The 23,198-nt window shown below is 50.1% G+C and carries 15 protein-coding genes, 3 tRNA genes and 1 other RNA gene; 14 read left to right on the forward strand and 5 right to left on the reverse strand.

Translation table 11 applies throughout. From position 1 onward, the window contains the following. Positions 1-86: 86 nt before the first annotated feature. Positions 87-4,706: a hypothetical protein gene (locus MMG03_RS11330; protein ID WP_249506310.1), complete on the reverse strand. Its 4,620-nt coding sequence runs from the start codon at positions 4,704-4,706 to the stop codon at positions 87-89. 163 nt (positions 4,707-4,869) lie between these two features. On the opposite strand from MMG03_RS11330, the gene ffs reads away from it, so the two are divergent. Further along, positions 4,870-4,966, forward strand: an RNA gene (ffs, locus tag MMG03_RS11335) — signal recognition particle sRNA small type. Between the two features lie 181 nt (positions 4,967-5,147). Next, positions 5,148-5,765, forward strand: a complete 618-nt coding sequence (locus MMG03_RS11340; RefSeq protein ID WP_073156681.1) for a histidine phosphatase family protein — start codon at positions 5,148-5,150, stop codon at positions 5,763-5,765. Positions 5,766-5,798: 33 nt separating this feature from the next. On the opposite strand, the gene MMG03_RS11345 is transcribed toward MMG03_RS11340, so the two are convergent. Further along, on the reverse strand, positions 5,799-6,800 hold the full coding sequence (locus MMG03_RS11345) for a DUF5683 domain-containing protein (protein WP_139258176.1): 1,002 nt from the start codon (positions 6,798-6,800) through the stop codon (positions 5,799-5,801). A gap of 172 nt (positions 6,801-6,972) precedes the next feature. On the opposite strand from MMG03_RS11345, the gene MMG03_RS11350 reads away from it, so the two are divergent. The 3 genes from MMG03_RS11350 (at position 6,973) to MMG03_RS11360 (ending at position 9,541) form a co-directional block, all read left to right on the forward strand. After that, entirely contained in the window at positions 6,973-7,494 is a 522-nt protein-coding gene (locus MMG03_RS11350; RefSeq protein WP_199505699.1) for a CinA family protein, read from the forward strand. Positions 7,495-7,537: 43 nt separating this feature from the next. After that, the gene (gene recA, locus MMG03_RS11355; RefSeq protein WP_073156676.1) at positions 7,538-8,644 is read left to right on the forward strand and encodes a recombinase RecA; all 1,107 of its coding nucleotides are present in this window, start codon (positions 7,538-7,540) and stop codon (positions 8,642-8,644) included. 132 nt (positions 8,645-8,776) lie between these two features. Next, a complete protein-coding gene (locus MMG03_RS11360) occupies positions 8,777-9,541 on the forward strand; it encodes a hypothetical protein (RefSeq protein WP_139258174.1) in 765 nt (254 codons plus the stop codon). On the opposite strand, the gene MMG03_RS11365 is transcribed toward MMG03_RS11360, so the two are convergent. Next, positions 9,461-10,453, reverse strand: a complete 993-nt coding sequence (locus MMG03_RS11365) for a hypothetical protein (RefSeq protein WP_249506311.1) — start codon at positions 10,451-10,453, stop codon at positions 9,461-9,463. The two genes, MMG03_RS11360 and MMG03_RS11365, sit on opposite strands and share 81 nt — an antisense overlap. Positions 10,454-10,581: 128 nt before the next feature. Between MMG03_RS11365 and MMG03_RS11370 the strand changes: the two genes are divergently transcribed. The 7 genes from MMG03_RS11370 to MMG03_RS11400 all read left to right on the forward strand — a co-directional run bounded on the left by MMG03_RS11370 (position 10,582) and on the right by MMG03_RS11400 (position 14,737). Continuing rightward, positions 10,582-11,022: a hypothetical protein gene (locus MMG03_RS11370; protein ID WP_073156667.1), complete on the forward strand. Its 441-nt coding sequence runs from the start codon at positions 10,582-10,584 to the stop codon at positions 11,020-11,022. A 120-nt stretch (positions 11,023-11,142) separates the two neighbouring features. Next, positions 11,143-11,904: a triose-phosphate isomerase gene (gene tpiA / locus MMG03_RS11375; RefSeq protein WP_249506312.1), complete on the forward strand. Its 762-nt coding sequence runs from the start codon at positions 11,143-11,145 to the stop codon at positions 11,902-11,904. 46 nt (positions 11,905-11,950) lie between these two features. Further along, positions 11,951-12,334, forward strand: a complete 384-nt coding sequence (gene secG / locus MMG03_RS11380) for a preprotein translocase subunit SecG (protein WP_083538013.1) — start codon at positions 11,951-11,953, stop codon at positions 12,332-12,334. Positions 12,335-12,400: 66 nt separating this feature from the next. Continuing rightward, positions 12,401-12,484: transfer RNA gene (locus MMG03_RS11385), tRNA-Leu, on the forward strand. Positions 12,485-12,957: 473 nt separating this feature from the next. Next, on the forward strand, positions 12,958-14,322 hold the full coding sequence (gene murD, locus MMG03_RS11390; protein ID WP_249506313.1) for a UDP-N-acetylmuramoyl-L-alanine--D-glutamate ligase: 1,365 nt from the start codon (positions 12,958-12,960) through the stop codon (positions 14,320-14,322). Between the two features lie 81 nt (positions 14,323-14,403). Next, a tRNA-Leu gene (locus MMG03_RS11395) sits at positions 14,404-14,487 on the forward strand. Between the two features lie 166 nt (positions 14,488-14,653). Then, positions 14,654-14,737 (forward strand) — tRNA-Leu (locus tag MMG03_RS11400). A 309-nt stretch (positions 14,738-15,046) separates the two neighbouring features. On the opposite strand, the gene MMG03_RS11405 is transcribed toward MMG03_RS11400, so the two are convergent. Continuing rightward, on the reverse strand, positions 15,047-17,326 hold the full coding sequence (locus tag MMG03_RS11405) for a family 43 glycosylhydrolase (RefSeq protein WP_249506314.1): 2,280 nt from the start codon (positions 17,324-17,326) through the stop codon (positions 15,047-15,049). Between the two features lie 217 nt (positions 17,327-17,543). Here MMG03_RS11405 and tgt point away from each other — a divergent pair, with 217 nt between their 5' ends. Together tgt and MMG03_RS11415 are read left to right on the forward strand one after the other, a co-directional pair. Further along, entirely contained in the window at positions 17,544-18,680 is a 1,137-nt protein-coding gene (gene tgt / locus MMG03_RS11410) for a tRNA guanosine(34) transglycosylase Tgt (protein WP_073156654.1), read from the forward strand. Between the two features lie 89 nt (positions 18,681-18,769). Further along, on the forward strand, positions 18,770-20,227 hold the full coding sequence (locus MMG03_RS11415) for an NAD(P)-dependent oxidoreductase (protein ID WP_073156652.1): 1,458 nt from the start codon (positions 18,770-18,772) through the stop codon (positions 20,225-20,227). 226 nt (positions 20,228-20,453) lie between these two features. On the opposite strand, the gene MMG03_RS11420 is transcribed toward MMG03_RS11415, so the two are convergent. Then, the gene (locus MMG03_RS11420; RefSeq protein WP_249506315.1) at positions 20,454-23,027 is read right to left on the reverse strand and encodes a T9SS type A sorting domain-containing protein; all 2,574 of its coding nucleotides are present in this window, start codon (positions 23,025-23,027) and stop codon (positions 20,454-20,456) included. Between the last annotated feature and the right edge of the window lie 171 nt (positions 23,028-23,198).

Genomic DNA, 23,198 nt, shown 5'->3' on the forward strand with positions numbered 1-23,198 from the left:
AATTAGGTTAGACCAAGTATCTAAGATAAAGTTTTTAGATAGTTATATTACATCTACACTTTGAAAGAACATAGCCATATCAAATATTACTTCTTGTTGCCAGGACGCTTGTAGCCGAAGGACTTCAGCATATCGTCGCTAGTCTTGATGATATCGCCCTTCTTCTTGGCAGTAAGATCGTTCACCGGCGGCAAGGTACACTTCAGAACAGACTTCATGCCAACATCAACCTTGTAGACATAGGCACCCGTAGCAAACAGCTTGCCGGATTCAGCACGCACATAGCCATCCTTGTCCGGTTTCAGTTCAAAGAACATCTGAAGCAAGCCAGCCTCGTTGACAAAGGAAGGATCGTTCAATTCCTGAGTGAATCGATAGTAATCCACAAAGTTGCCCAAGGTCGTGTACACCCAGATCTTCACATCCATCTTGATGTCGTACAGGTTAGCGTTGGAAGCATTGACGTAATCAAATCCGTCTTCGCAGTACTGATTAACGTAATCACTAACCGTCAGCTTTACACTGTTTGCGGCACTCACACCTTCAATGGCCACAAGGCCATCAGAACCGACCAAGTCATCCAAGGTAGCCAGGCCACCAACGCCACTAACCACAGGAACCTTCACGTCCATGACCAATGTAGGACCAAGGTGAGTTCCTTCTTCAACGCCTTCGTAGGGAACCTTGCCGCTGCCATTTTCGTTCTTGAAGCTGCCACCGATCAGGGTTTCCGCTTCCTTGCCGGTAGAGGGATTGCGAAGACTAACAGCAAAGGTTTCACCAGGTTTGGGAGGATTAGAGGCATAGTATTCTTCGACCTTTTCCTTGGTCACGACAGCCACAGGCTGTTCAACAGAAATCTCGACATCCTTGGCGTCCTTCATCACAACCCAGACGGTATCAGCACCCATGTTGCCGGCCTTATCCTTATAGAAACGGATAATCGGATTGGTACCCTTTTCCAGACTCTGGAGAACCAGGGTATCCTGCACCACGCCGTTCACCTTCCAGGTTACTTCTACAAAGTTTGCGCGGACGAGATCACCTGTCTGAGGATAGGTAATTTCAACCTTGGGACCAACGCGGTCTAGCACAATGAACACGGACTGGGTAGCCCCATTGCCATAAACGTTGACATAGGTGTAAGAAACGGAATAGCCGATATCGCCAACATCGCTACGAACCAGTTCGCCCTTACGATTGACACCGTAGGCAATATTGACGGAGTTGCCGTTGGCATCCACATAGTCATAAGATACTGTATACGGGACTGCATCAATGTCCTTCTTCGAAGCGGCACTTTCCGTCATCAGGTTACCATTGGCGTCCACCAGCAAAACCGCACCGGTAGCTGCGTCAGCCTTATAGGAAATGGTTACGGTTCTGCCGTTCACGACTGTTTCGTAAGAAACCGTATAAACTTCAACAGAGTCGTACTTGCCCTTCGAATTCATGACCGGCACCTTAATAATGTCGCCGTTCTTTTCCACCTCGTAAGAAACCGTTACAGAATCGCGACCCGCAAAAGATTCCTTGTAAGAGAGAACCACCACATCGCCATTCACAGGAGTACGTTCGGTCACCTTCGTTTCGTCAAGAAGGATATTGGCCTTTTCCACCGTTCCCATAGTAGAAAGAGTGGAACTGGGAATTCCCGTAGTATCCAGGTCAATCTCTATGTAGTAGTCTTTCTTCACATTGGAAACAGGATCAGATACCGTTACATGAATCTTGTTCTTAGTTGCATTCACATAAGTGTTGGCATCATCTTCATCCAAACTTTCAACGATGGTATAAATGTTGTCGGCCACAACTTCGTTGTCTCCGGCGCCAACAGTCACAATCGGAGCGGCAGAGCTATAGCATACCTTGACGGAATCGCGGGCTGCACCATCCAGATCCGGATTGTCATACTCAACTGTAACGTATTGGCAACCATCCTTCAAGTTAGCTTCCTTGCATTTCTCGGCTGAAGGACTGTTATCGAAGGTGCAGCTCAACTCGATGTTCGGAACGTTGGTATAAATGGTCGTGGGGTTCGGCCACTCGCCCTGTTCATTTTTACCTTCAACAATCTTCACCTTGGAATTGGGCACGTCCACGATGGCAACCACCACGTTCTTTTCGGAGCAGCCATTGTATTCATCGCAAACCTGAATGGTAAGAGTCTCATTCTTAGACTTTTCGTAATCAATCTTGGCACCTTCCTTTACGGTGATTACGCCAGACTTAGAAACTTCAAACCAATTAGAAGTTCCAACCAAGGTATAAGTCTTTACGGTATCGCCAGCATCCTTATCGATAGACTTCAGCGAAGAATCTGCAGAAGTTCCGGACTTGGAATTTTCAACCACGTGGACCGTATCCGTCACGATAGTCGGCGGATTGTTATTGAAGTCGATTTCGATGGTCACCTTGGAACTTGCAGTAAGAATATCTTCGTCCTTACCGGTAGAGGCACTCTTGTCGCTTACAATCACGTTGATTTCGTACTTGGACTTAGAGACGTTTTCATTCAGCTCAATGCCATCCTTCACATGGATCTTGCCAGTATTTTCATCGATAACAAAGAGGGAATCCACAACGGCGAAGTTCGGATCATCAGGATCAAAGGCGTAGGTAAATGTATCGTCATCGACATCCTTCACAGAAATGGATCCGTCAAGGATTGCCTTATCGCCACCATTAATCACATGGCCAGAAATAGTGAAAGTGGCAGGGCCAGTAATCGGAGCATCGTTCACCGGAGTGACAACAACGGTTAGAGTCTTGGCGCCTTCCTTTTTATCACTGGAGCTTACGGAATTCTGAGAATCATAGACTGCAAATTTCAGAGTCGTGTATTCATAATTCGACAGCGAATCACCATATTTATCAGCCACGGGCACATACTTCAACTGACCAAGGGAATCAGCCGGGATCTTCTTACCCACATCACTCTTAGTCAACGTTTTTCCAAAATAGGTCAACGAGCCCTTTGCAGGGACAGCTTCGATAACGACACCACCCATTTCTCGATCAAGGGGCGATTCATAGGGGAACATATCAGCCGCAAAGGTGAATACGGAATCTTCAACGGCGTCAATAACCGTGTCCCTAGTCACAGGGACAACATCCTGATCGATGATGTACATGTCAAAGGCACCTTCGCGAACGTATTCACCAGAAGCATTCTTCAAAACGGCACCGACAAGATTCGAAATCTTCAACTGGAATTTTTCTTTATTGTTCGTGCCATACGCTTCGACAAACTGATCCAGCTTCGCGTGAATCTTGATCTGATTTTTCAAATCGAGAGTGTCAGAATCAACGTCAATTTCTGCGGAAGCCAAAGAATCTCCGCAAATAGGAGTAAGCCCCACAAAGTCAGAAGCATCTGCCAGAGCGCCACTGATCTTTCCATCAACCGGAGTTTCAGAAGACACACTGAAGCAATAATCAAATGTCACCTTCACCTGTGTCTTCTTGTTCAGCTTCAAGGGAATAACCGTATCTCTTTCGCTTTCGGGGAATTCAACCGTAGCAAACAAGGTCGGGTCAATTACAGACGGGTTGAAGCGCACATAGCGGAAGTCTTCGGCCTTGAAGTCAAACTGTACATAAATAGCCTTGGCAATCAGCTGGCCAGCGAAACGGGCCTGCTGCGCAATGGTAATGGTCTTGCCAGAAATGAATGTACCCTGAAGATGCTTTTCGCCAGCAGTCCAGTTAATCTCTTCGGGAGTGTAAAACAAAAGGTTGCCGGCATAATCCTTATTGCTAACCAAATTTTCATCAGATGTGGTCCACGTTCTAGATTCCCTATCCCATTCACTATCATCGGAAGCCTGGATTACGCGAATATTACTATGGTTGGTGATTTCAAGTCCACCATCCAAAAAGACGCGAGTCAAACGACCGCTCTTCTGCATGCGAACATACAAGGGCTTGTCATTTTCCAGTCTGATACCCGCAACACGGATATTATACATATCGTCAATATCACCGGGGGGCACATCAATATAGGCGTTGGGAGTCGTGGAAGAAGCATGAATGACCGTATCAATTTTCAGATAATGATCAGCATCCATACCGTCAAAGAAAGAGTAATCAACAACAGGAACATCAAGATACTCATCAATGGGGATAGCTCCATCACACCCAATAGTAGCCTTTGTATCACGAAGGCCCTGCGTTGCGCAATAATATTCGCCGTCACAATTATTGTTTACGACAAAGCCTTTTTCTACACAATACATGCCTGCAAAGAATTCGTTATTTCGGCCATTAAAGGAAGCCTCAAAAGCACCCCCAAAATGAGAAGGTCCGATCAAGATGGAATCCAGTCCGGTTCCACCCTTAAAGGAGCCTCCAAAAACCAGGGGGCCGCCAATAGAATGCACATCATTTACCATGACGAAGTCGCCAGTGGCACTACCAACATAGCCAGAAGAATCCGTAATATGGATTTTTCCACCATCAAAGACAATACCATCGCCGGCATTTTTTCCGTTACCGACAATGCCATCACCTTCGTACAGACCGGTACCCCAAAGTTTATACTTCATGAGGTCATTCCATGCATTGGTCTGAGACGCAGAATCCCCGGCAATTTTTGTAAACTTAAAAGGGAGCACTTCCAGAGGGAGTCCCTCTGCAAAAGATGCGCTACAGCAACCCAGAACTAGCAAAACTAGCCAAATCTTTCTAAAATCATACAAAAACATAACAAACCTCCGCAAATTCAACCCTATACCCTATCCCATAAAATAATAAAATAAAATTTACAACGTTAACAAAACGAAACCTAAAAGCGGTTTCTTATGTCAAATAATCCATAGAAACGGCCTAATCTCTTGAAAAATGTCAAAATTGTTCTATATTTGAGGCTCCTAGGCCCTGCGCAATGACTATTTGCGGGCAACTCGCCAGGGCGAAAGCAGCAACGGACTTGCGGATTTTTATGTGCTCAGGTAGCCTAGGATTTTTTAAAAAACTGCTGGAAAACGGCAGTTTTTTTTATTTTTGAGAAAGAGGAACGAGGTATGAGGGCGGAGCCTGCGGCTCCTTTGTGCCAAATAATCGCGCCGAAGGCGCCTGGTTTTAACTCACCACTATTCACTCTTAACTATTCACACTTAACTCTTCACTATTCACTGTTCACTCTCATGATTCTCTGGACCATCCGCCATACCAAGCCTTACAATCCCAAAGATGTCTGTTACGGCAGACTGGACTTTGACGTTTCCCCTACTTTCGAAGAAGAAAGCGAGGGCGCCCTGAAGGCCCTGGTGGCCGCTGGAGCCAAGCCCACCCGTTTGTTTTCGAGCCCGTTGCTCCGCTGCACCCGCCTAGCCGAAAAGGCCGCCAAGGTGACCGGCCTCGAAGTCGAGAAGCGTGACGAAATCATCGAGATCAACTTCGGTGACTGGGAAGGTCAGAAGATGGATCAGGTTCCTCGCGAACAAATGCTGGGATGGGCCAACGACCTCCGAGGTTACAGGTTCAACAACGGCGAATGTTTCTATGACATCGACAAGCGCGCCGGCCGCCTGCTAGACAGCCTCGACGACGATGGAGAATTTCTGTGGATCAGCCACGCAGGTGTAATCGCCGCATTGCAGCACTTCGCCTGCGGACTCCCCGACGACCAGTTCGTAGAAGGTGCATTCAGTTACGCCATGGTCACCCGCTTTGAATTCAAGCGTAACGCCGAAGGCCACTATCGAGGAACCTACACAAAGATTCATGACGGAATCCAGATGGTTCCGCTGAAAATCGGTTAAAGCAAAAGCTGGCAAACGCCAGCTTTTTTCCGTTTAAAAATCAAAGGTAAACAGAGCCTGGGCGCCGCCGTTGAAATTCGGCAACAGAGCCAGGTGCAGCGGGTTGTCAAAGTCGCTCAACAGGGCGTCCACCACCGCATCGCCAATAGAATACAGATACAGGAGCGCCGAAGCCCAGATATACTGGTTACGGTTCTTGCGGTAATAGGTCACACGCTCTACCACACGTTCGTAGTCTTCACTAGTCGTGCTTTCTCCAGCCTGCATATGCTTGCGGTCGAGGTAATATTCTACCATGTTCTGCGAAGTCCAGACGCTGACGCTTGCTCCCATCAGTCCCATATATAGTAAGCCGGCCTTGCCAAACTCCCCATTATACATTTGTCCAAAACCGGGGATAATGGCCCACAAGGCGGCAGACTTCATACTCCTCAATTCATTGCTTCGATAATTGTTCTTATACCAGATACCGAAGGCGTCGAACATACTATACAACTGCAGACCATAGAGCCAGGCCGTTTCAGCCTTGCGCAGGTCTTCCTGTTCCATTTTCTTGTCGCTGTAGGCTCTCAGACGATTGATGTTGTCCGTACGTTTTTTTTGATAATATTCAAGGCTGTCCCTAGACTGCAAACCCATGATCTTTCGGGTATAGAAGGAGACGGAATCTCTAAAAGGTTCCGCCTGTTCCAGGACTCGTCGATACTGGAAGTCCTTATTGTAGACAACTTCGTAAAAAAGAGCAAGTTCGATTGCGGTAATGAATCCACCACGAACGTAATGTTCCGTGTAATAATGACCACCACCCGGCAGGATACTTAAGAGCATGGTCAAGGGAAGAGAATTCCGCTCGGTAGGAATATCCCATTCATTTACCTTGAGGGTATCGATGGCCCTAATTCCGGTAACGCCCTTTTGCATGGGATTGACACTGTCTTGAGGAGATTCAGCGGCAAAGACCCCGGCCACCAACAGCAGCAGGGCCAGGACTCCGGCCCGCAGGGAGCGACTCCGGATAGGCTTGAACCAACTCATTAACATTGAGCGCAAATATATAAAAGTCTATACAAGGTTTTATTTACGCCAACGCCTATGAACGTCAAAGTCGCGCAAAACGTTATTTTGTATTTTTTTTGGGGAAATGTCGTGATTGACATTTTATGACACAACCGTTTTGTATATTTGAACACGTAAAAGGAACAACAAAGTGAACAACGCAAACGAAATGAATCTCGAGCAGTTGGCAATCGCCGTCAAGGAAGCTCTGCAAGCAAAAGGCCAGATGATGGCCACCGCAGAATCCTGCACCGGCGGGCTTATCGCAAGCACCCTGGTCGACATTCCGGGCAGTTCCGCAGTCCTGGCAGGAGGCATTGTCGCCTACCAGAACGAAGTCAAGGAAAACCTCCTGGACGTTCCCGCAGAAATTCTCAACACCGTTGGTGCCGTTTCTGCAGAAACCGTCAAGGCCATGGCTGAAGGAGCCCGCAGGAAGTTTGGTTGCGAATGGGCGGTTTCCACATCGGGAATCGCAGGCCCGGGCGGCGCTGAACCAGGCAAACCTGTTGGTACAGTGTGGATTGGTGTCGCCAATAGTTTGCAAAATGAAGCTTTTTGCGAAATTTTTTCGGGAAACCGCAATCAAGTCCGCGAAAAAAGCGTGTATAGAACATTGCAGGTACTTCTAGAAAAAATAGTTCAAAAAAGCACTTGCACAAGTGAACACTAGTTGTTATATTTTTTAACGAAAAAAAAACAAAACGGAGTCAATTATGGCTAAGAAGACGAACACAAACGGTATCAACACTCTCGGCAACCTTTCCGCAGATAAGGCAAAGGCAGTAGAAGCTGCCATCGCACAGATTGAAAAGAATTATGGAAAGGGTTCTATCATGGCTCTGGGCGATCAGCCCAACGAAGATATCCCCGTTATCCCCACCGGCTGTATCCAGCTGGACATGGCTCTGGGCGTAGGCGGTTTCCCCCGTGGCCGTATCATCGAAATCTACGGACCTGAATCCTCTGGTAAGACTACCCTCACCCTCCACGCCATTGCTGAAGCTCAGAAGCTTGGCGGTGTGGCAGCCTTCATCGACGCAGAACATGCTTTCGACGCTGTTTATGCCCGCAAGCTGGGTGTCGATATCGAATCCCTCCTGGTTTCCCAGCCCGACACCGGTGAACAGGCTCTCGACATCGCAGAAACCCTGGTCCGTTCCGGCGCCATCGACATCATCGTTATTGACTCTGTGGCAGCCCTCGTGCCCCAGGCTGAAATCAACGGCGAAATGGGCGACAATCACGTGGGTCTGCAGGCCCGCCTCATGAGCCAGGCCCTGCGTAAGCTTACCGGCATTCTCTCCAAGTCTAACACCTGCATGCTGTTCATCAACCAGCTGCGTATGAAGATTGGCGTCATGTTCGGCAACCCCGAAACCACCACCGGCGGTAACGCCCTTAAGTTCTACGCCACCCAGCGTATCGACATCCGCCGCATCGCAGCCATCAAGGACGGCGAAGATGTCATCGGTAACCGTACCCGCGTGAAGGTTGTAAAGAACAAGGTTGCAGCACCCTTCACCCAGTGCGAATTCGACATTCTCTACGGTTGCGGCATTTCTCGCGAAGCCTCCATCCTGGATCTGGCTACCGAACTGGATATCATCCAGAAGAGCGGTTCCTGGTTCAGCTACAATAACGAACGTATTGGCCAGGGTCGCGAAAACACCCGCCTGTTCCTGAAGGACAACGCAGAACTCTGCAACGAGATCGAACAGAAGATCCGCGAAAGCATGAAGGATGTAGAACTCTTCAAGCTGAACGACGGTGACGCTCTGGCCGCAGACGACGAAACTCTGGAAATCACCGACGAAGCCTAATTCGTAGATTTTCAAAAATTTCTTCCTAAAGCAAAACTCCGACCGATCCTTTAGCCATTGGGATGGGCCGGAGTTTACTTTTTTAGAGGAAGCAACGTCCATTTTTTTTGAATTTTAACTATCTTACGGTTTATGAATAAGCGCTTGTGGACTTTGGCAATATCGATGGCACTGACAGCAGCGTCAGCCCAGACATCCTGCCCACACTTTATTCTAGAAGCGCCCATGGTCGTAAACATCGAAGGCCATTTTATTAACGTAAAGAATTCCCGCGAAAGCATTGATGTGGAATGGCGTCACCACCCCGAAAGTCTAGACACGTTTTTTGTCAATGCATCTAACCGTCCGCAGTTCAACTTCATTACTGCAGGAAGTTACCGCTATATGGAATTTCCCGACGCCAAGATAAAGCGCCAGCTGGGCACCCACCATCTAAAAGAAACTATTGGCGACACTCCGCTAAAGTTAGACGATATGGAATTGCTGGCCAACGGGCAGTTCCTGTGCAAGAATCCCACAGAACAGAAGTCGAACGTTTTTTCTACCGCCCTGTCTATGACTTGGTGGAGTCTTACTGCAGACACGCTCCCCACTCCGCAGAGTGTAACCATGCGAGGAGCCCGCAAGGAAACCAGAACATTCACCATCCGTCAGTGGAGAAATTATTCGGGATCCACACTGCCCACTCTGGTCAAACTAGAAAGCGAACAGTACAACGGAGAAATCTGGATCCGTTCCGCCTATCCTATCCAGGCACTGCAATCCGACCCGCTCAAGAAGAACGTCGCCAAGAAAGCACAGCCTCAGCAGCCTGAGCTATTCCGCAAAATTCCAATGAAAGGGGAAAGAAAAATACCCCTGATACTCAAGCTGAATCAAGAACTGTTGCGCGAGTGATCCATCGTAGAAGGATTTCCTGATGCGGCTCCAGCCACCCACTTCCAAGGTCAGGTTCTGGAGCCCCTCATTCCATGAAAAATGAACGCCAGCCATAGACTTGGCATAGCTCAAAGCCTCTTTTTCTACGGTATTGTGGCTGCGCAGGTAACCTGTTCTGTAGAAGTTACCCTCAAACAGCAATGCAAAATTTTCGTCCAGGGGAATACGCCCGAACGTTTCTACAACAATCAGGAAGTCACGACTGAACACAGAAATGTTACGCTTGTAATCGTAACTCTTGCCATCGAAATCCGTGCTTACATCCGAAAGAATGTAATGCAAGGTGAATCCTAAATCGGAACCACCACGGAATTCATAGTTCATCGTTAGACCGAAGTCAAACAACTGGGCATAGTCAAATTCAGCATCTTCGCCGCCCACGTTATCGAGAACGTAATCGGCGTTCCATGTTTCCGCAATCCTTCCACTGCCTGTCACATCAGAAGTCACCATTTCCAGGTTAGACTTGAAGTACAGGTAGCTTTCATAATTGAAATTCAGTTCAAAGGACGGATTGATCTTGAAAGGGCGCAGTCCAAGACCTGCGGAGTAACCTCCATAGAAGGGAGTCAATTCCAGCCCGCCATCCATGCGAAGGTAGCTGGGATTACGTCCCAGTCGTTCGCCGTAGGGCAACATGCCCAGAGGTTCCAGCCAAGTATAATGGAGCGTCCCGAACAGCTGAGGCAACCACTGCCCCAAAACAAAGGGAGTATTGCCACTCAAGCCATAAGCCAGGTTGGCACCATATCGAAAGGCTGTCTGAGAGCTCTCGTTATAGCCATCAGCATAGGCATCAACGGGGTTTGCAACCGCAAACAGAGCACACAGAGTGGCTACAGCGCCAAATTTCTTTCCAAAACCGTTCATTTCAGTGTAAAATTAAAAATATTTTCATCTTTTGCCTAATAAAGTTCTTATTTTGTGGTCAACAAAACGAAATGATAAAATCAGACGATTAAAAAGCTGACTTTATAGATAAAATTAGAGGAGAAATTATGAAGCTCTCTCATATTTGCCTGCTCGGTGTTAGCGCCCTGATGTTCTGGGCCTGCGCCAGCCGTTACTCTTCCCCCATTCTTATCGAACGTGGCGAAGGTCGCAAGGAATATGAACGTGAATACTTTGCCATTAAGGAAAGTATGGGTATCGACAAGCGCCTGAAGGACGTGTTCAAGCAGGGCTATATCGAAGAAGGCATGACCAACGACATGGTCAACCTCCTGTGGGGCCCTCCCGACCACGAAAAGGAAACTTCTTCCAGCAGCGTTTGGGAATACTACACCCGCGAAGGTAAGCTGATTACCCGCCTTATCTGGAAGCACCCCGACCAGGCCCGTCTGAAGGGTTACGAAGGCGAATGGATCCTGGACAAGATCGAAGGCGACCGTTATGGTGGCTCTCCGGCACCGGTTTCCAAGCATTCTAGCAACTACTAATCGGTATTTTTCAGCCTCAAGCCCACAACTTGAGGCTATTTTTTTATTCGGTCTACCACAGGCAGTCCTTTTTTACTAAATTTACCCGCGTTAAATTTTAAACCTCTCAAGGAGTTAATTATGCGTCAGTATATCATTGCTGGTAACTGGAAGATGAACAAGACCGTTAGCGAATCCGTTCAGCTCGCTAAGGACATCGTTGAAGCCGTCAAGGACGTGAAGAAGACCGAAGTGGTCATCGCTCCGACCTACCTCGCCGCTGCTAAGGTTGCAGACGTCGTTAAGGGCACCAACGTGAAGCTCGCTATCCAGGACATCCACTGGAAGGACCAGGGCGCATACACCGGTAAGGTTTCCGTTGACATGGTTAAGGAAATCGGCGCAGAATACATCATCATCGGTCACTCCGAACAGCGTCAGTACTTCGGCGAAACCGAAGAAACTGTTAACCTGAAGGTTAAGAAGACTCTCGAAGCCGGTCTGAAGCCCATCATCTGCATCGGCGAAACTCTCGACGAACGTAACGGCGGCAAGCTGGAAGCCGTTCTCTCCACTCAGGTTAAGGGCGCTTTCGAAGGCGTTTCCGCTGCAGACGCTGCTAAGTGCGTTCTCGCATACGAACCGGTTTGGGCAATCGGTACTGGCGTTACCGCTACCGACGAACAGGCTCAGGACACTCAGGCATACGTTCGTTCCGTCGTTGCTGAAGTCTACGGTGCTGAAGTTGCTGAAGGCATGCGCATCCAGTACGGTGGCTCTATGAAGGGCGCCAACGCTGCAGGCCTCCTGGCTCAGAAGGATATCGACGGCGGTCTCATTGGTGGTGCAGGCCTCAAGGCTAACACCTTCATGGAAATCATCGCTGCTGCAGAAGCTAAGTAATTAAAGCTTTTAGCACAACAATTTAAAACCAAGGTAAATAACTATTATGGCAACTCTCTTCTGGATTCTTATCGTCCTCCACGTGTTCCTCTGCTTGTTCCTCATGCTCCTCGTTCTGGTTCAGAACGACAAGATGGGCGGCCTCGCAGGTCTCGGCGGCATGACTTCTCAGTCTGCCTTCTCTACCGCAGGTGCTGCGACCTTCATCCAGAAGTTGACCCGTGCCATTGCAGTTATCTTCTTCATCGTCGTTTTCGCCCTCGGCCTCATCACTGCCAAGCAGGATCAGGCTGTCGAAGAATCCGCCATGCAGAAGGCAACTCGCGAAAACGCTGCTCAGCAGGCTCCGGCAATCCCGGCTCTCCCCGCTGACTTCGGTGCACCGGCAGCAGCTCCCGCAGCTGAAGTTCCGGCTCCCGCCGCAGAATAATTACCTGGTAAACAGCTTTTGCGCGTAAGCTTGCAGATTCGTCTGCGACGCTGCAGCGCAAGGTTCGCGGTCGTGGTGGAATTGGTAGACACGCTAGCTTGAGGTGCTAGTGGGAGCGATCCCATGACAGTTCAAGTCTGTCCGACCGCAGCAAGAAGTCCGTCCTTTGGGGGCGGATTTTTTTTATTTTAGCCCTACGGTTATCGAGGGAGGACGATTCATGATCAAGTTTTTTTTTCGCGACAGCTATCTTCATTTGCGGTTGCTCATTAGATTCGGAGCGTGAGTGCCTAGAAGACAGAGATTTCTGCCTAGACTACGATATCGACCGACAAAACAACTGCATCGACGAAGACGCCTACAAGACTTGCATCCAGAAATATTCAAAAAAAACAATGACTAACGTTGAAGAATTCTGCAAGGACCAAAGCACCTACAAGTGCAGTAATTAGCCAGAACAACGCAGCCAATCCGCTGAACAAAAGAACTGACGGTTACTAAATTTTACCCCGTTAAAAAGGAAATCCCGTCTAGATCCTTGATTCTATCGGACCTGCTGTCCTCCAGAATGACTGGTCGAGGATAACATTGGCCGGGATGACATTTGAAGATAAAGGTTTAACATGAACAACAATTTGGTTTCTCCTGTAGGCATTCTCGGCTTTGGCGTTGAAGGCCAGAGCACCCTCCGTTACCTGTTCCGTGAAGGCGTCAAGGACATTGTCGTGATGGACAAGAATCCGGTGAACTTGCCGGAAGTTCCTGCAGGCGTAAACGTGAAGGTTTGCAGCGGCGAAAGCTACATGGACGGCCTCAAGGATTGCGTGACCGTAGTGCGTTCTGCAGGCGTATACCCCATGAGTCAGGAACTGTTCAAGTTCCAGATGAACGGTGGCATGATGACTAGTCAGATTCAGCTGTTCCTGGAACAGACCAAGTCCTGCAAGGTGGTGGGCGTTACCGGCACCTTGGGCAAGGGCAGCACCGTCAGCATGATCAGTCACATTCTCGACAAGTGCGGCAAGGCAAACATCATCGGCGGTAACTTCGGCGTGCCGGCGCTGGACCTGCTGGAAGACGATTCCGCAGACCGAATCAGCATTCTGGAACTTTCCAGCTTCCAGCTGATGACGCTTTCGAAGTCGCCGGACGTAGGCGTGGTTCTGCGCGTGTCTACGGAACATCTGGACTGGCACAAGACTGTCGAGGAATACCGCGACGCCAAGGCAAATCTGGTTCGCTGGCAGAAGAATAGCGGCACTTGCGTCTACCTGAAGGATGCAGAACCTACCGCAAAGATCGCAAGCGAAAGCCCCGCCCGCAATAAGCTGGCTGTTAGCTTCGGCGACGGCGAAAACGGAAGCAATGACGGAAACGCCGTTATCGAAGGCTCTACGCTGACCATCGGCAGCGACAAGCTGTTCCTTAGCGACTGCAAGGTCCGCGGCATCTACCAGCTGGAAAACATGGCTGCAGCAACCCTCGCCTGCACCGCCCTGGGCATCAAGGTAGCCGACGCTTTCGAAGCCTTGAAGTCTTACGAAACCCTCCCCTTCCGCATGGAATTTAAAGGCGAAAAGAAGGGCATTGAATTCTACAACGATAGCTACGCCACCCGCCCCGACGCCACCATCGCAGCCACAGGCAGCATGAAGCGCCCCTTCGCTTTGATTCTGGGCGGTTCCGAAAAGAACGCAGACTTTACTGAACTCAGCAACATCCTGGTGAAGGAACGCCCCAACCTGAAGCGCGTGGCCCTCATAGGCGCCACTGCAGAACGCATGCTTGACGATCTGAAGAAGGCTGGTGTAGATGAAGCAGGTATCAAGACGGCTATCTTCCCCACTCTTGAAGAAGCTTTCGCAGACAGCCTGAATATCGGTGAAGGCGGTACCGTTATCATGAGCCCCGCCTGCGCAAGCTTCGGTCTGTTCAAGAACTATAAAGTTCGCGGCCAGGTTTTTGACAAGCTAGTTTCTGAAGTTTAATTTTTTTGAGAAAAAGCGGTTAAAACCCTTTACAAGATTAAACGAAATAACTAACTTTGAGCCGTTCCGTTAAAGGACCTCGCGGTCGTGGTGGAATTGGTAGACACGCTAGCTTGAGGTGCTAGTGGGAGCGATCCCATGACAGTTCAAGTCTGTCCGACCGCAGTAAATAACTCGCTTGAAAAAGCGGGTTATTTTTTTATAGTCAGACGTTTTCACGCCCGCTTTCACCCCCAAAAACTTCTTCATTTTTTTCAAAAAAATTTCCGTTCAAACATTTACAAAAACGCAATTTGTTATTATCTTTGAGCCGTTCCATTAAAAGGACCTCGCGGTCGTGGTGGAATTGGTAGACACGCTAGCTTGAGGTGCTAGTGGGAGCGATCCCATGACAGTTCAAGTCTGTCCGACCGCAGTAAATAACCCGCTTGAAAAAGCGGGTTATTTTTTTATTTAGCCGACACAGATTCCGCGTTTTTAGAACACCGACGCTGATTCCGCGTTTTTAGAACACCGACGCTGATTCCACGCACTCCTAAAACATCCCACGCCCCCAAAACATCCTGTACATATTCAAAACGTCCGGTTCCGTCCCGCGCCCCAAACTTCCGCACACATCCCAAACGCGCGTTTTATAATCAGTCAAACATCAACAAAACGCGCACAAAACAGAAAAGCCTCCCGAGGAGATTCGGGAGGCTCATCCGTTTGATTTTTCCATCAATTATTTAACGGTATTCACCATCATTTTCTTGGCACCGTCCACCTGCTTCAGCAGGTATACGCCCTTGGCATAGCCGGCAGCGTTAAGAGCCTTGGCGGCGCTCTTTCCAGCCAGGTTAACCAGGCCGACCTTGTTGCCCTGAACATCGAACACATCGTAGTTCATGCCAGAAGCTGCAACGAAGTTGATCTTCTTCATAGCGGTTGTTTCGCCAAGAGGATTGTCATCGTCGGCATTCTTGCCCTTCACCAGGTTGAAGTAATCAAGGTCAAACCAGTCTGCGGTTGCAGTAATGCGAATGATATTCACACCGGCCTTCAAGGCCACATTAGTGGAAATCTTGTTGTAATCATCGAAGTTCTGTTCGTCATCGCTAGAAGAAGTTGCTGCAGGAACTTCAACTTCGCCGGCTTCAGTACCATTGACAGACACACCGAAACTTGCACCGCCGTTAGAAGCTGCGGCAATGTACATGGTGTAATCGCCAGCTTCAGCAGCATTCACAGAGTATTCCAGCCATTCGCCCTTTCTGATATAGCCAACCACAGTCTTCGTTTCACTCTTCTTGTAGATGTCAACACCAGTGCCATCGCGATACTTGGAGCATTCAGCTTCCTTGCCTGCGTCGGTACAAGAGTGGTTATCCGCATCATCTTCATAGTAGGAATCATTGCCTGCGCCGTAGCCCGGATCATCGAAGTCTTCGGCCTGTACAATTCCAGGAACAGTCCAGGGAGTCTGGGTCTCATTATGAGCGGTCTGGGGTTCCGGTTCGCGCTTGGTTCCCTGGAATTCCCATTCAAGAATACCCATGGTAGAGTCCTTTGCACCCTTGAATACGAAGAACACCTGATCAACTTCTCCGGTAAGGCCCTTCATTTCGCAATCATTATCGGCATAGTCATTCCAGCCGCTAGTCTTTGCCAAATCGCAGGAACCTGCCAAAGCACCGGTGACAGAACCAGTATGGATTTCAACCTTGTTGTCGTTACCCACGTTAGCAGCCTTGATGCGAAGATTCTGGGCACCCTTGCCGAAGTCCACGCCAGTCACGCGAATCCAGGACTCCTTGGTGGCAAGGGGAGTCAGCACATGCTTAACAGCCTGGCCCTTGGTCCAGTCGGTACGGCTACGGACATTGCGCTGCTTGGAACTGGTGAGAGCCTTGTAGGTGTTGTACGGATCGAACTTGCCTACCTGCTTAGGACCTTCCTTGGTGAACACAAGCTTGTTCATGGAGCCATCAGCCGCGTAGGTAATTTCATCGATACTTACACTACGATGGTTACCCGGTTCCGGATCGGCAACACCCAGGGAAGCAGGATGTTCCTTGGCGCGAACAAGGCGACGATCATGATAAACAGCATAAGTCTTGCCCTTGAATTCAGCAAAACCCTGGTGGTTGTTACCGCCATCGCAACTATGAGTTTCACAGTCGTTAATCTTCCACACGGCTTCGATAACGATACCCTTGTAGGAGTAAGGACCAAGGGGATTCTTGGACATACCGTAACCGATTTCCTGACCGCTATTGTTGAAGCTGATATAGTACCAGTCACCATGCTTATGGATGTAAGGAGCTTCAAAGGACTTTTCTGCCTGGACTCGAGTCAGAGAGTTCCTGTCCAAAGTCACCTTGCCGTTACTTTCGGTGAACTTGATAATATCGAAGTTATTACCGATGGGACGCTTCACAGAGCTGGTCGATCCACCACCAAAAATCACATAGCCGGTACCATCTTCTTCAATGAAGATACCCGGGTCAAAGCAGTGGTCGATGTCATCGCAGTTGCCGAGGAAGCTATTGGAGCCACCGGCAATTCGAGGTTTGCCATAAGCATCCATAATGGGGTCTGTATAGGGACCATCAATGCTAGGAGCGGTAATCATACCCACGCCACTTGCGCCGTCGGGATACACAATAAAGGGTCTGCCATTACGGACGGCAATGCCGGAAGCCCAGGTATTGCCGGGATAAGTACCAAATTCACGCTTTGACTGGAAAACCATGCCATGGTCGGTCCAGTTCACCATATCCTTGGAACTGAAAGCATACAGACCGATAATATTGTACTGGAACGGGTCAGTGCTGACGCACATATCGTCCGTATCGGTCAGAATGTAGAAGGTATCACCATCAGAAGCGGCAGAAGGGTCTGCCAGATAATGATAACTGGAAATAGGATTTTCCGCCATTGCGGATGCGGCCAGGCCAAAAACGGCGGCAGCCACAAACTTGCGAGAGAGAAGGGCCGCTGTCGCGAGCTTATTCATCTTCATAACTTACTCCATACACGAATATCCCACCCATTGGAATTATTCTTATAGCAAAATACTCTATAATAATGGAATATGGACATTCGAATCCACCTTGTCATGGACAAATTGACAACGGCAAAATATTTACAAGCGCTATAGGAAACGCCGCTTCGCCCATACTATGGGAAATCGGGAAAAAAAAGCTATCTTTACAAAAAAAGTTAAAGAATCGTAAGACATGAACCGTTTTGAACTCATAAAGACTTCCAAGAAGTCCAAGGCACGTCTGGGAGTGCTCCACACGGACCACGGCGACATCCATACGCCGATTTTTATGCCCGTGGGCACCGAAGCTACCGTAAAGTCGGTAACGCCCCAACAGCTGAAGGACCTGAAGGCCGAAATTATCCTGGCCAACACCTACCACCTCTACCTGCGTCCCACAACGCCGAAAATCGCCGCTGCCGGCGGCATTCACAAGTTCATGAGCTGGGATCGCCCGGTTTTGACCGACAGCGGTGGATTTCAGGTATGGAGTCTGAAGGATTTACGCAAGATTAAGCCCGAAGGGGTGGAATTCAGAAGCATTCTGGACGGTTCCAAGCACTTTTTCAGCCCGGAAACCGTCATGAAGGCCCAGCGCGAGATCGGCGCCGACATCATTATGGCCTTCGATGAGTGTACGCCCTACCCCAGCACCGAAAAAGAAGCTCAGCACAGTCTGAATTTCACGCTGAAATGGACCAAAGAGGCCATGGATTGGCTCAAGGCCAACCCGGAAATCCACGGTTACGAGCAGAAGTTCTTCGGAATTGTGCAGGGCGGCATGCATAAACACCTGCGTAAGCAGGCAATAGAGCGCATCGCGGAACTGGAACCCGACGGATTTGCCATGGGCGGCCTCTCTGTAGGCGAGCCCACCGAAACCATGTACGAAATCGCTGATTTCTGCACCGACTACCTGCCTAAGGACCATGCCCGTTACGTGATGGGTGTAGGAACCCCCTGGAACCTGCTGGAATTGATCGGCCGCGGCGTAGACATGTGCGACTGCGTCATGCCAACCCGTAACGCCCGTAACGGAATGCTGTTCACCAGCGAAGGCGTCTTGCGTTACAAGGCAGCCCGCCACGCCGAAGAATACGACAAGCCGGTGGACCCAAACTGCGACTGCTACTGCTGCCGCAACTTCAGCCGCGCCTACCTGCGCCACCTGCACCACGCCGGCGAATCTTTGGGCTTTACCCTGGCCAGCATCCACAACCTGCATTTCTATCTGCACCTGATGCAAGAGGCAAAGGACCACATCGCAGCCGACGACTTCGAAGAATGGAGCAAGGCCAAGATCGAGGTTCTGCAGCGAAATCTGGAATAACGATACTGACAAAACCTTTATAGGCATCATATATTTTTTATATTTGCCCGCGAAAAATTTGAAAACAGGCATCAAACCCGAAGGTGATTATGCAGGACTCTTCCGCAATGGATAAAGCCGCTCAGGCAGAATTGGATCGCATCAACGCGCTCCCCACGGTGACTCTGAAAGACAAGATGGCTATTCCGCCCCAGCGTGGTGCAGAACTTCCCCATCGCGAATACCGCACAACCATGGACGAAAGCACCAAAACCATGTCTCTGGCACAGGCTCGTCTCGAAGCTAGCCGTTGCATGGACTGTAAGAAGCCGTTCTGCACCGCAGCCTGCCCCATCAGCATGCCTATCCCCCAGTACCTGAAGTTGCTGGCCGGTGGTAACATCGAAGGCGCTGTGGAAATGATCCGCGCCACTTCCCTGCTGCCCTCCATCTGCAGCCGCGTCTGCCCCCACGAAAAGCAGTGCCAGTCCAGCTGCGCCATGGGTCGTACCCTGAAGGATATGAACAAGGGTATCCATATGGGCGAAACCGAACGTTTCTGCATGGACTACGAACGCGAACACATGGGCGGCAAGAAGGTTCCTGCCATGGCCCCCTCCACTGGCAAGAAGGTTGCCGTTATCGGTTCCGGTCCTGCAGGTTTCTCTGCAGCAGTAGACCTCCGTACCCTGGGCCACGATGTCACCATTTTTGAAGCCTACGACTTGCTGGGTGGCGTGCTCCGTTACGGCATTCCTCAGTTCCGTCTGCCCAAGGACATCGTTGACTACGAATACAGCATTCTCCCCAAGATGGGCATCGAAATCAAGACCGGCGTTACCATCGGTAAGGATATCACCATCGAACAGCTGAAGAAGGACTTTGACGCCATCTTCATCGGTAACGGCGCTGCCCAGGCTCTCAAGACCGGCGTTCCCGGCGAAGACCTGAAGGGCGTCTACACCGCCGAAGAATACCTGAAGAAGGGCAACCGCGGCGTTGAAATTGAATCCGGCAAGCGCGTTATCGTCGTTGGTGGTGGCAACGTGGCTATGGACGCAGCCCGCATGGCATTCCGTCTGGGCGCCGAAGACGTCCGCGTGGTCTACCGTCGTACTCTTAACGAAATGCCCGCCTGCAAGGCAGAACTCCGCGAAATCCTGAACGAAGGCGTGGTGGTTATGGAACTGCACAACCCCGCCGAATTTATCGCCGACGAAAACGGTCACGTCAAGCAGGCTAAGTTGGACCTGTTCCAGCTGGGCGAACCTGATGAAGCTGGCCGTCCCCGTCCGGTGAAGATCGAAGGCCAGAGCGAAACCATCGACTGCGATACCGTGGTCCTGGCAATCGGCAGCAGAGTTTCCAGCGAAATCAAGGACACCACTCCGGGTCTCGACACCAACCGCAACGGTACCTACATCGTCCGCGCCGAAGATTCTTGCGAAACTTCTGTTGACGGAGTATTCGTCGGTGGCGACGCCAAGCACGGACCTCTCACCGTGGTGATGGCCATGAAGACTGGCCGTGACGCTGCAGTCCAGATCCACAAGGCTCTCGTCGGTTAATCAAAAGGTTTGCGGGACCTACCCGCAGTTCCCCAAAAAATTTTAGAGGTTCCGCACAAAGGCGGAGCCTCTTTTTTATGCTCAGTCCAATCCTAGGCCGCCAAGACAAAAGCGTCCCGCACCCCATACTGTGCAGAACGCTTTCCCGGGACCGGATTCACATACCCTACGCGTCGTCCGATCCCTAGGCTACTTGTCGTAGCGTAAATTTTACGGCATCGCGATTTTACTGTTTGACGATTTTGCGTTGGAACGTCTTACCGTCGGCCACCAGGCGCACCAGGTATATGCCAGGCTGCAGATGACTCAGGTCATAGCTGACCCCGCCGGGCATTCCGTTCAGGCGCACCTTACGGCCATCCATACGGACCACATCCAGTCGGCGGATTTCGCTAGCGAACACATCCAGACGGCATTCCGAGACGTTATACATCAAGGGGTTTCCGTTGGCGGCAACCGTGGCAGAGAATCCAGTTTCTTCACCTTCGGAAGGTTCATCCTTAGAGGGTTCGTCCTTGGAGCCGGAAGAGGCGGGACCGTCTTCGGCAGGTTCGCTGGAGGAAGCCGGATCGTCGCTGCTGGAGGAGCCCGGCTCATCGGCGGAGGCATCAATCTTAACAGAGATCAGGAAGAGGTTAGCGGAATCGCCCTTGGTAATGGAATGCTTACCGGCAGCCAGCTTGACTTTTACAACGCCTGCGGTGGCAGTATACTTTTCACCATCGATCTTGATCCCCTTAGCGAAATCACCGTTGAAAACCAGAGTCACTTCAGCAGACTTGACCAGCACGAATTCAACAGATGTAGCCGTTTCAATCTTGAGGCAGCGGGTCAATTCGGCACCGTTGTAAGACACGGTTCCCTTGCTGGTAGAAAGGTTTCCGAGGAATTCGAAGTAGTCGCTGCTGGCTCCTTCTTCGGTAAAGTTATGCACCAGGTCTGCAGAAATAGACTTCAAGTCGGAACTTTCATCAACGGGATCGTCTGCAGGCGCTTCGACGGTGGCAGAGGAACTGTTAGGAACAACGCCGCCAGAGACACTGCTGGAACTGGCCACAGTCGCACTGGAGGAAGGTTCAACAGAAGCACTGGAAGAGGGGCTGGATGCGGTTCCCGAAGAGGAGTTGGGAACGGCCGGAGTCACGACAACCGCGCCATCACCCTGGATAGACTTGACGCTACCGGTATAGGCCACCAGCTTATTTTTCAGAGCCTGGTTCACAGCATAGAGGGCATCGTCTTCGGCGGTAAAGGTCCACTTGAAATCACCGCCATTGATACGGCCTGCATAGGTCATCACGTTAGCCTTGGCGTCATCCGGTTCATCGGCAGTATACTTGTACATGACCGAGGTATTCACGTCGAAGTTGTTGTACTTGTTGCCACCAGACTTAGAAACAACAGTGGCAGGAACCTGTTCGTCGCGCTTGCTCACCACGTAGGCGTCGAAGTCGGTCTTGGTATTGATGGAGCCAACGGCAGTTCCGTCAACGCCCTTCAGGCGGTAGGTGGTTGCGCCGTAAGCGATGAAGGTACCGCCTTCTGCAAACTTGTTATTGTAGGCCTTGATGGTTCCGCCCGCTTCCTTGCTAAAGGTAGCGTTATCGGTGGTGCTGGTGGTAGTACCGGCATAAAGGTCGGAACCCTGCATAGAAGTGAGCATGGGGAACTTGCAGTTACGGAAGTAGTTACCTTCCATGAACACAGAGGAACCCAAGGTAGAGCCCGCACCGTACTTGGCATTGCCATCGTAGTAGTTGTTGTAGACGTGAGCGCTGTAATAACGCACGCGAGGATGACGGCTATCGGAATGGTCGTACCAGTTATGGTGATAGGTAATGTAGTAGCCGTCGGTAGTTCCTTCGGAAAGGCCCAGCAAGTTGGACTTGCCGTTATCCCAGAAGTGGTTGTAGCTGAAGGTGACGTAAGTAGACTTCTTGCAGTCCAGGGCTCCATCGCCCTTCACCTGGTCCGCATCGGAACCGGCATCGCCGTAGAACATATCGTTGTTGTGGATCCAGATGTACTGGTCGTTCTGCTGAAGACCGATGTTGTCGCCTTCGGAACTGTTCACGTTCATGACGCCCATATTGCGGACTTCTACGTTCTGGGCGTTCTTGATGCGGATACCCCAACCGTTTGCGGTAGCATCTTCGCCAATACCTTCAATGGTCACATAGGAATCTTCGGAAGAGCCCAAATCAATGAGCATGTCGCCTGCCACCAGGGAATCGGAGTCCGTCACGTTACCGATAAAACGGAAGTCGAAAGGACGAGTTTCATAACCCTTCTTCATGCAGTTCAGAATGCCCTGGAAGCTCTTGCAAGTGGTCTTCGTGCCCTTGGAATTGGTCACCACGTCGGCGGTCACCTTGTTCTTGGAATTTTCGGAAACATACACCACCACGGCACCGCTCTTGAGAGTACCGTCGGTATTGTAGGCCCCAGGAACGCGGCCATTGCTAAAGGCAAAACCGGTGCGGTCATGAGCCTTCACAGAAACCGTCTTGGATTCGGCAGCCCCTTCGGCACCATTCACCACGGGAGCAATCTTCAAGGTGTGTGAGCCTGCCTTCAGGCCGACCACGTCAGCACGCATATAGGAACCGTAGCTACGAATCAGCGGATCATCGATCTTGGTTCCGTCCACATAGACATTGTAGCTGGAGGCACCGGAAACAGGCTGCCATTCCGCATAGGCGGATTCCAGCCAACCGGCAGCGGTATTGACAGTCAGCGCCGAGGCGGAAGCGGCAAGGCCCAGCACTGCGGCAGAGAGAGAAAGAAATTTGCAATCCATAAACATCCCTTTTTTAAACCTTGAGAACGGGCACCATCCCGTTGTTCTCATTTTTTTCTCAAATATAATGTTTATTTTTTAGAAAAGCAATATAAAAATTCTGATTTTTAAACAAAAAATAAAGATTTTCAATATAAGAACGTTCTCAAAATCATTCAAAAGCATCATATT

Source organism: Fibrobacter sp. HC4 (genome assembly GCF_023373925.1).
Taxonomy (GTDB): Bacteria; Fibrobacterota; Fibrobacteria; order Fibrobacterales; family Fibrobacteraceae; genus Fibrobacter.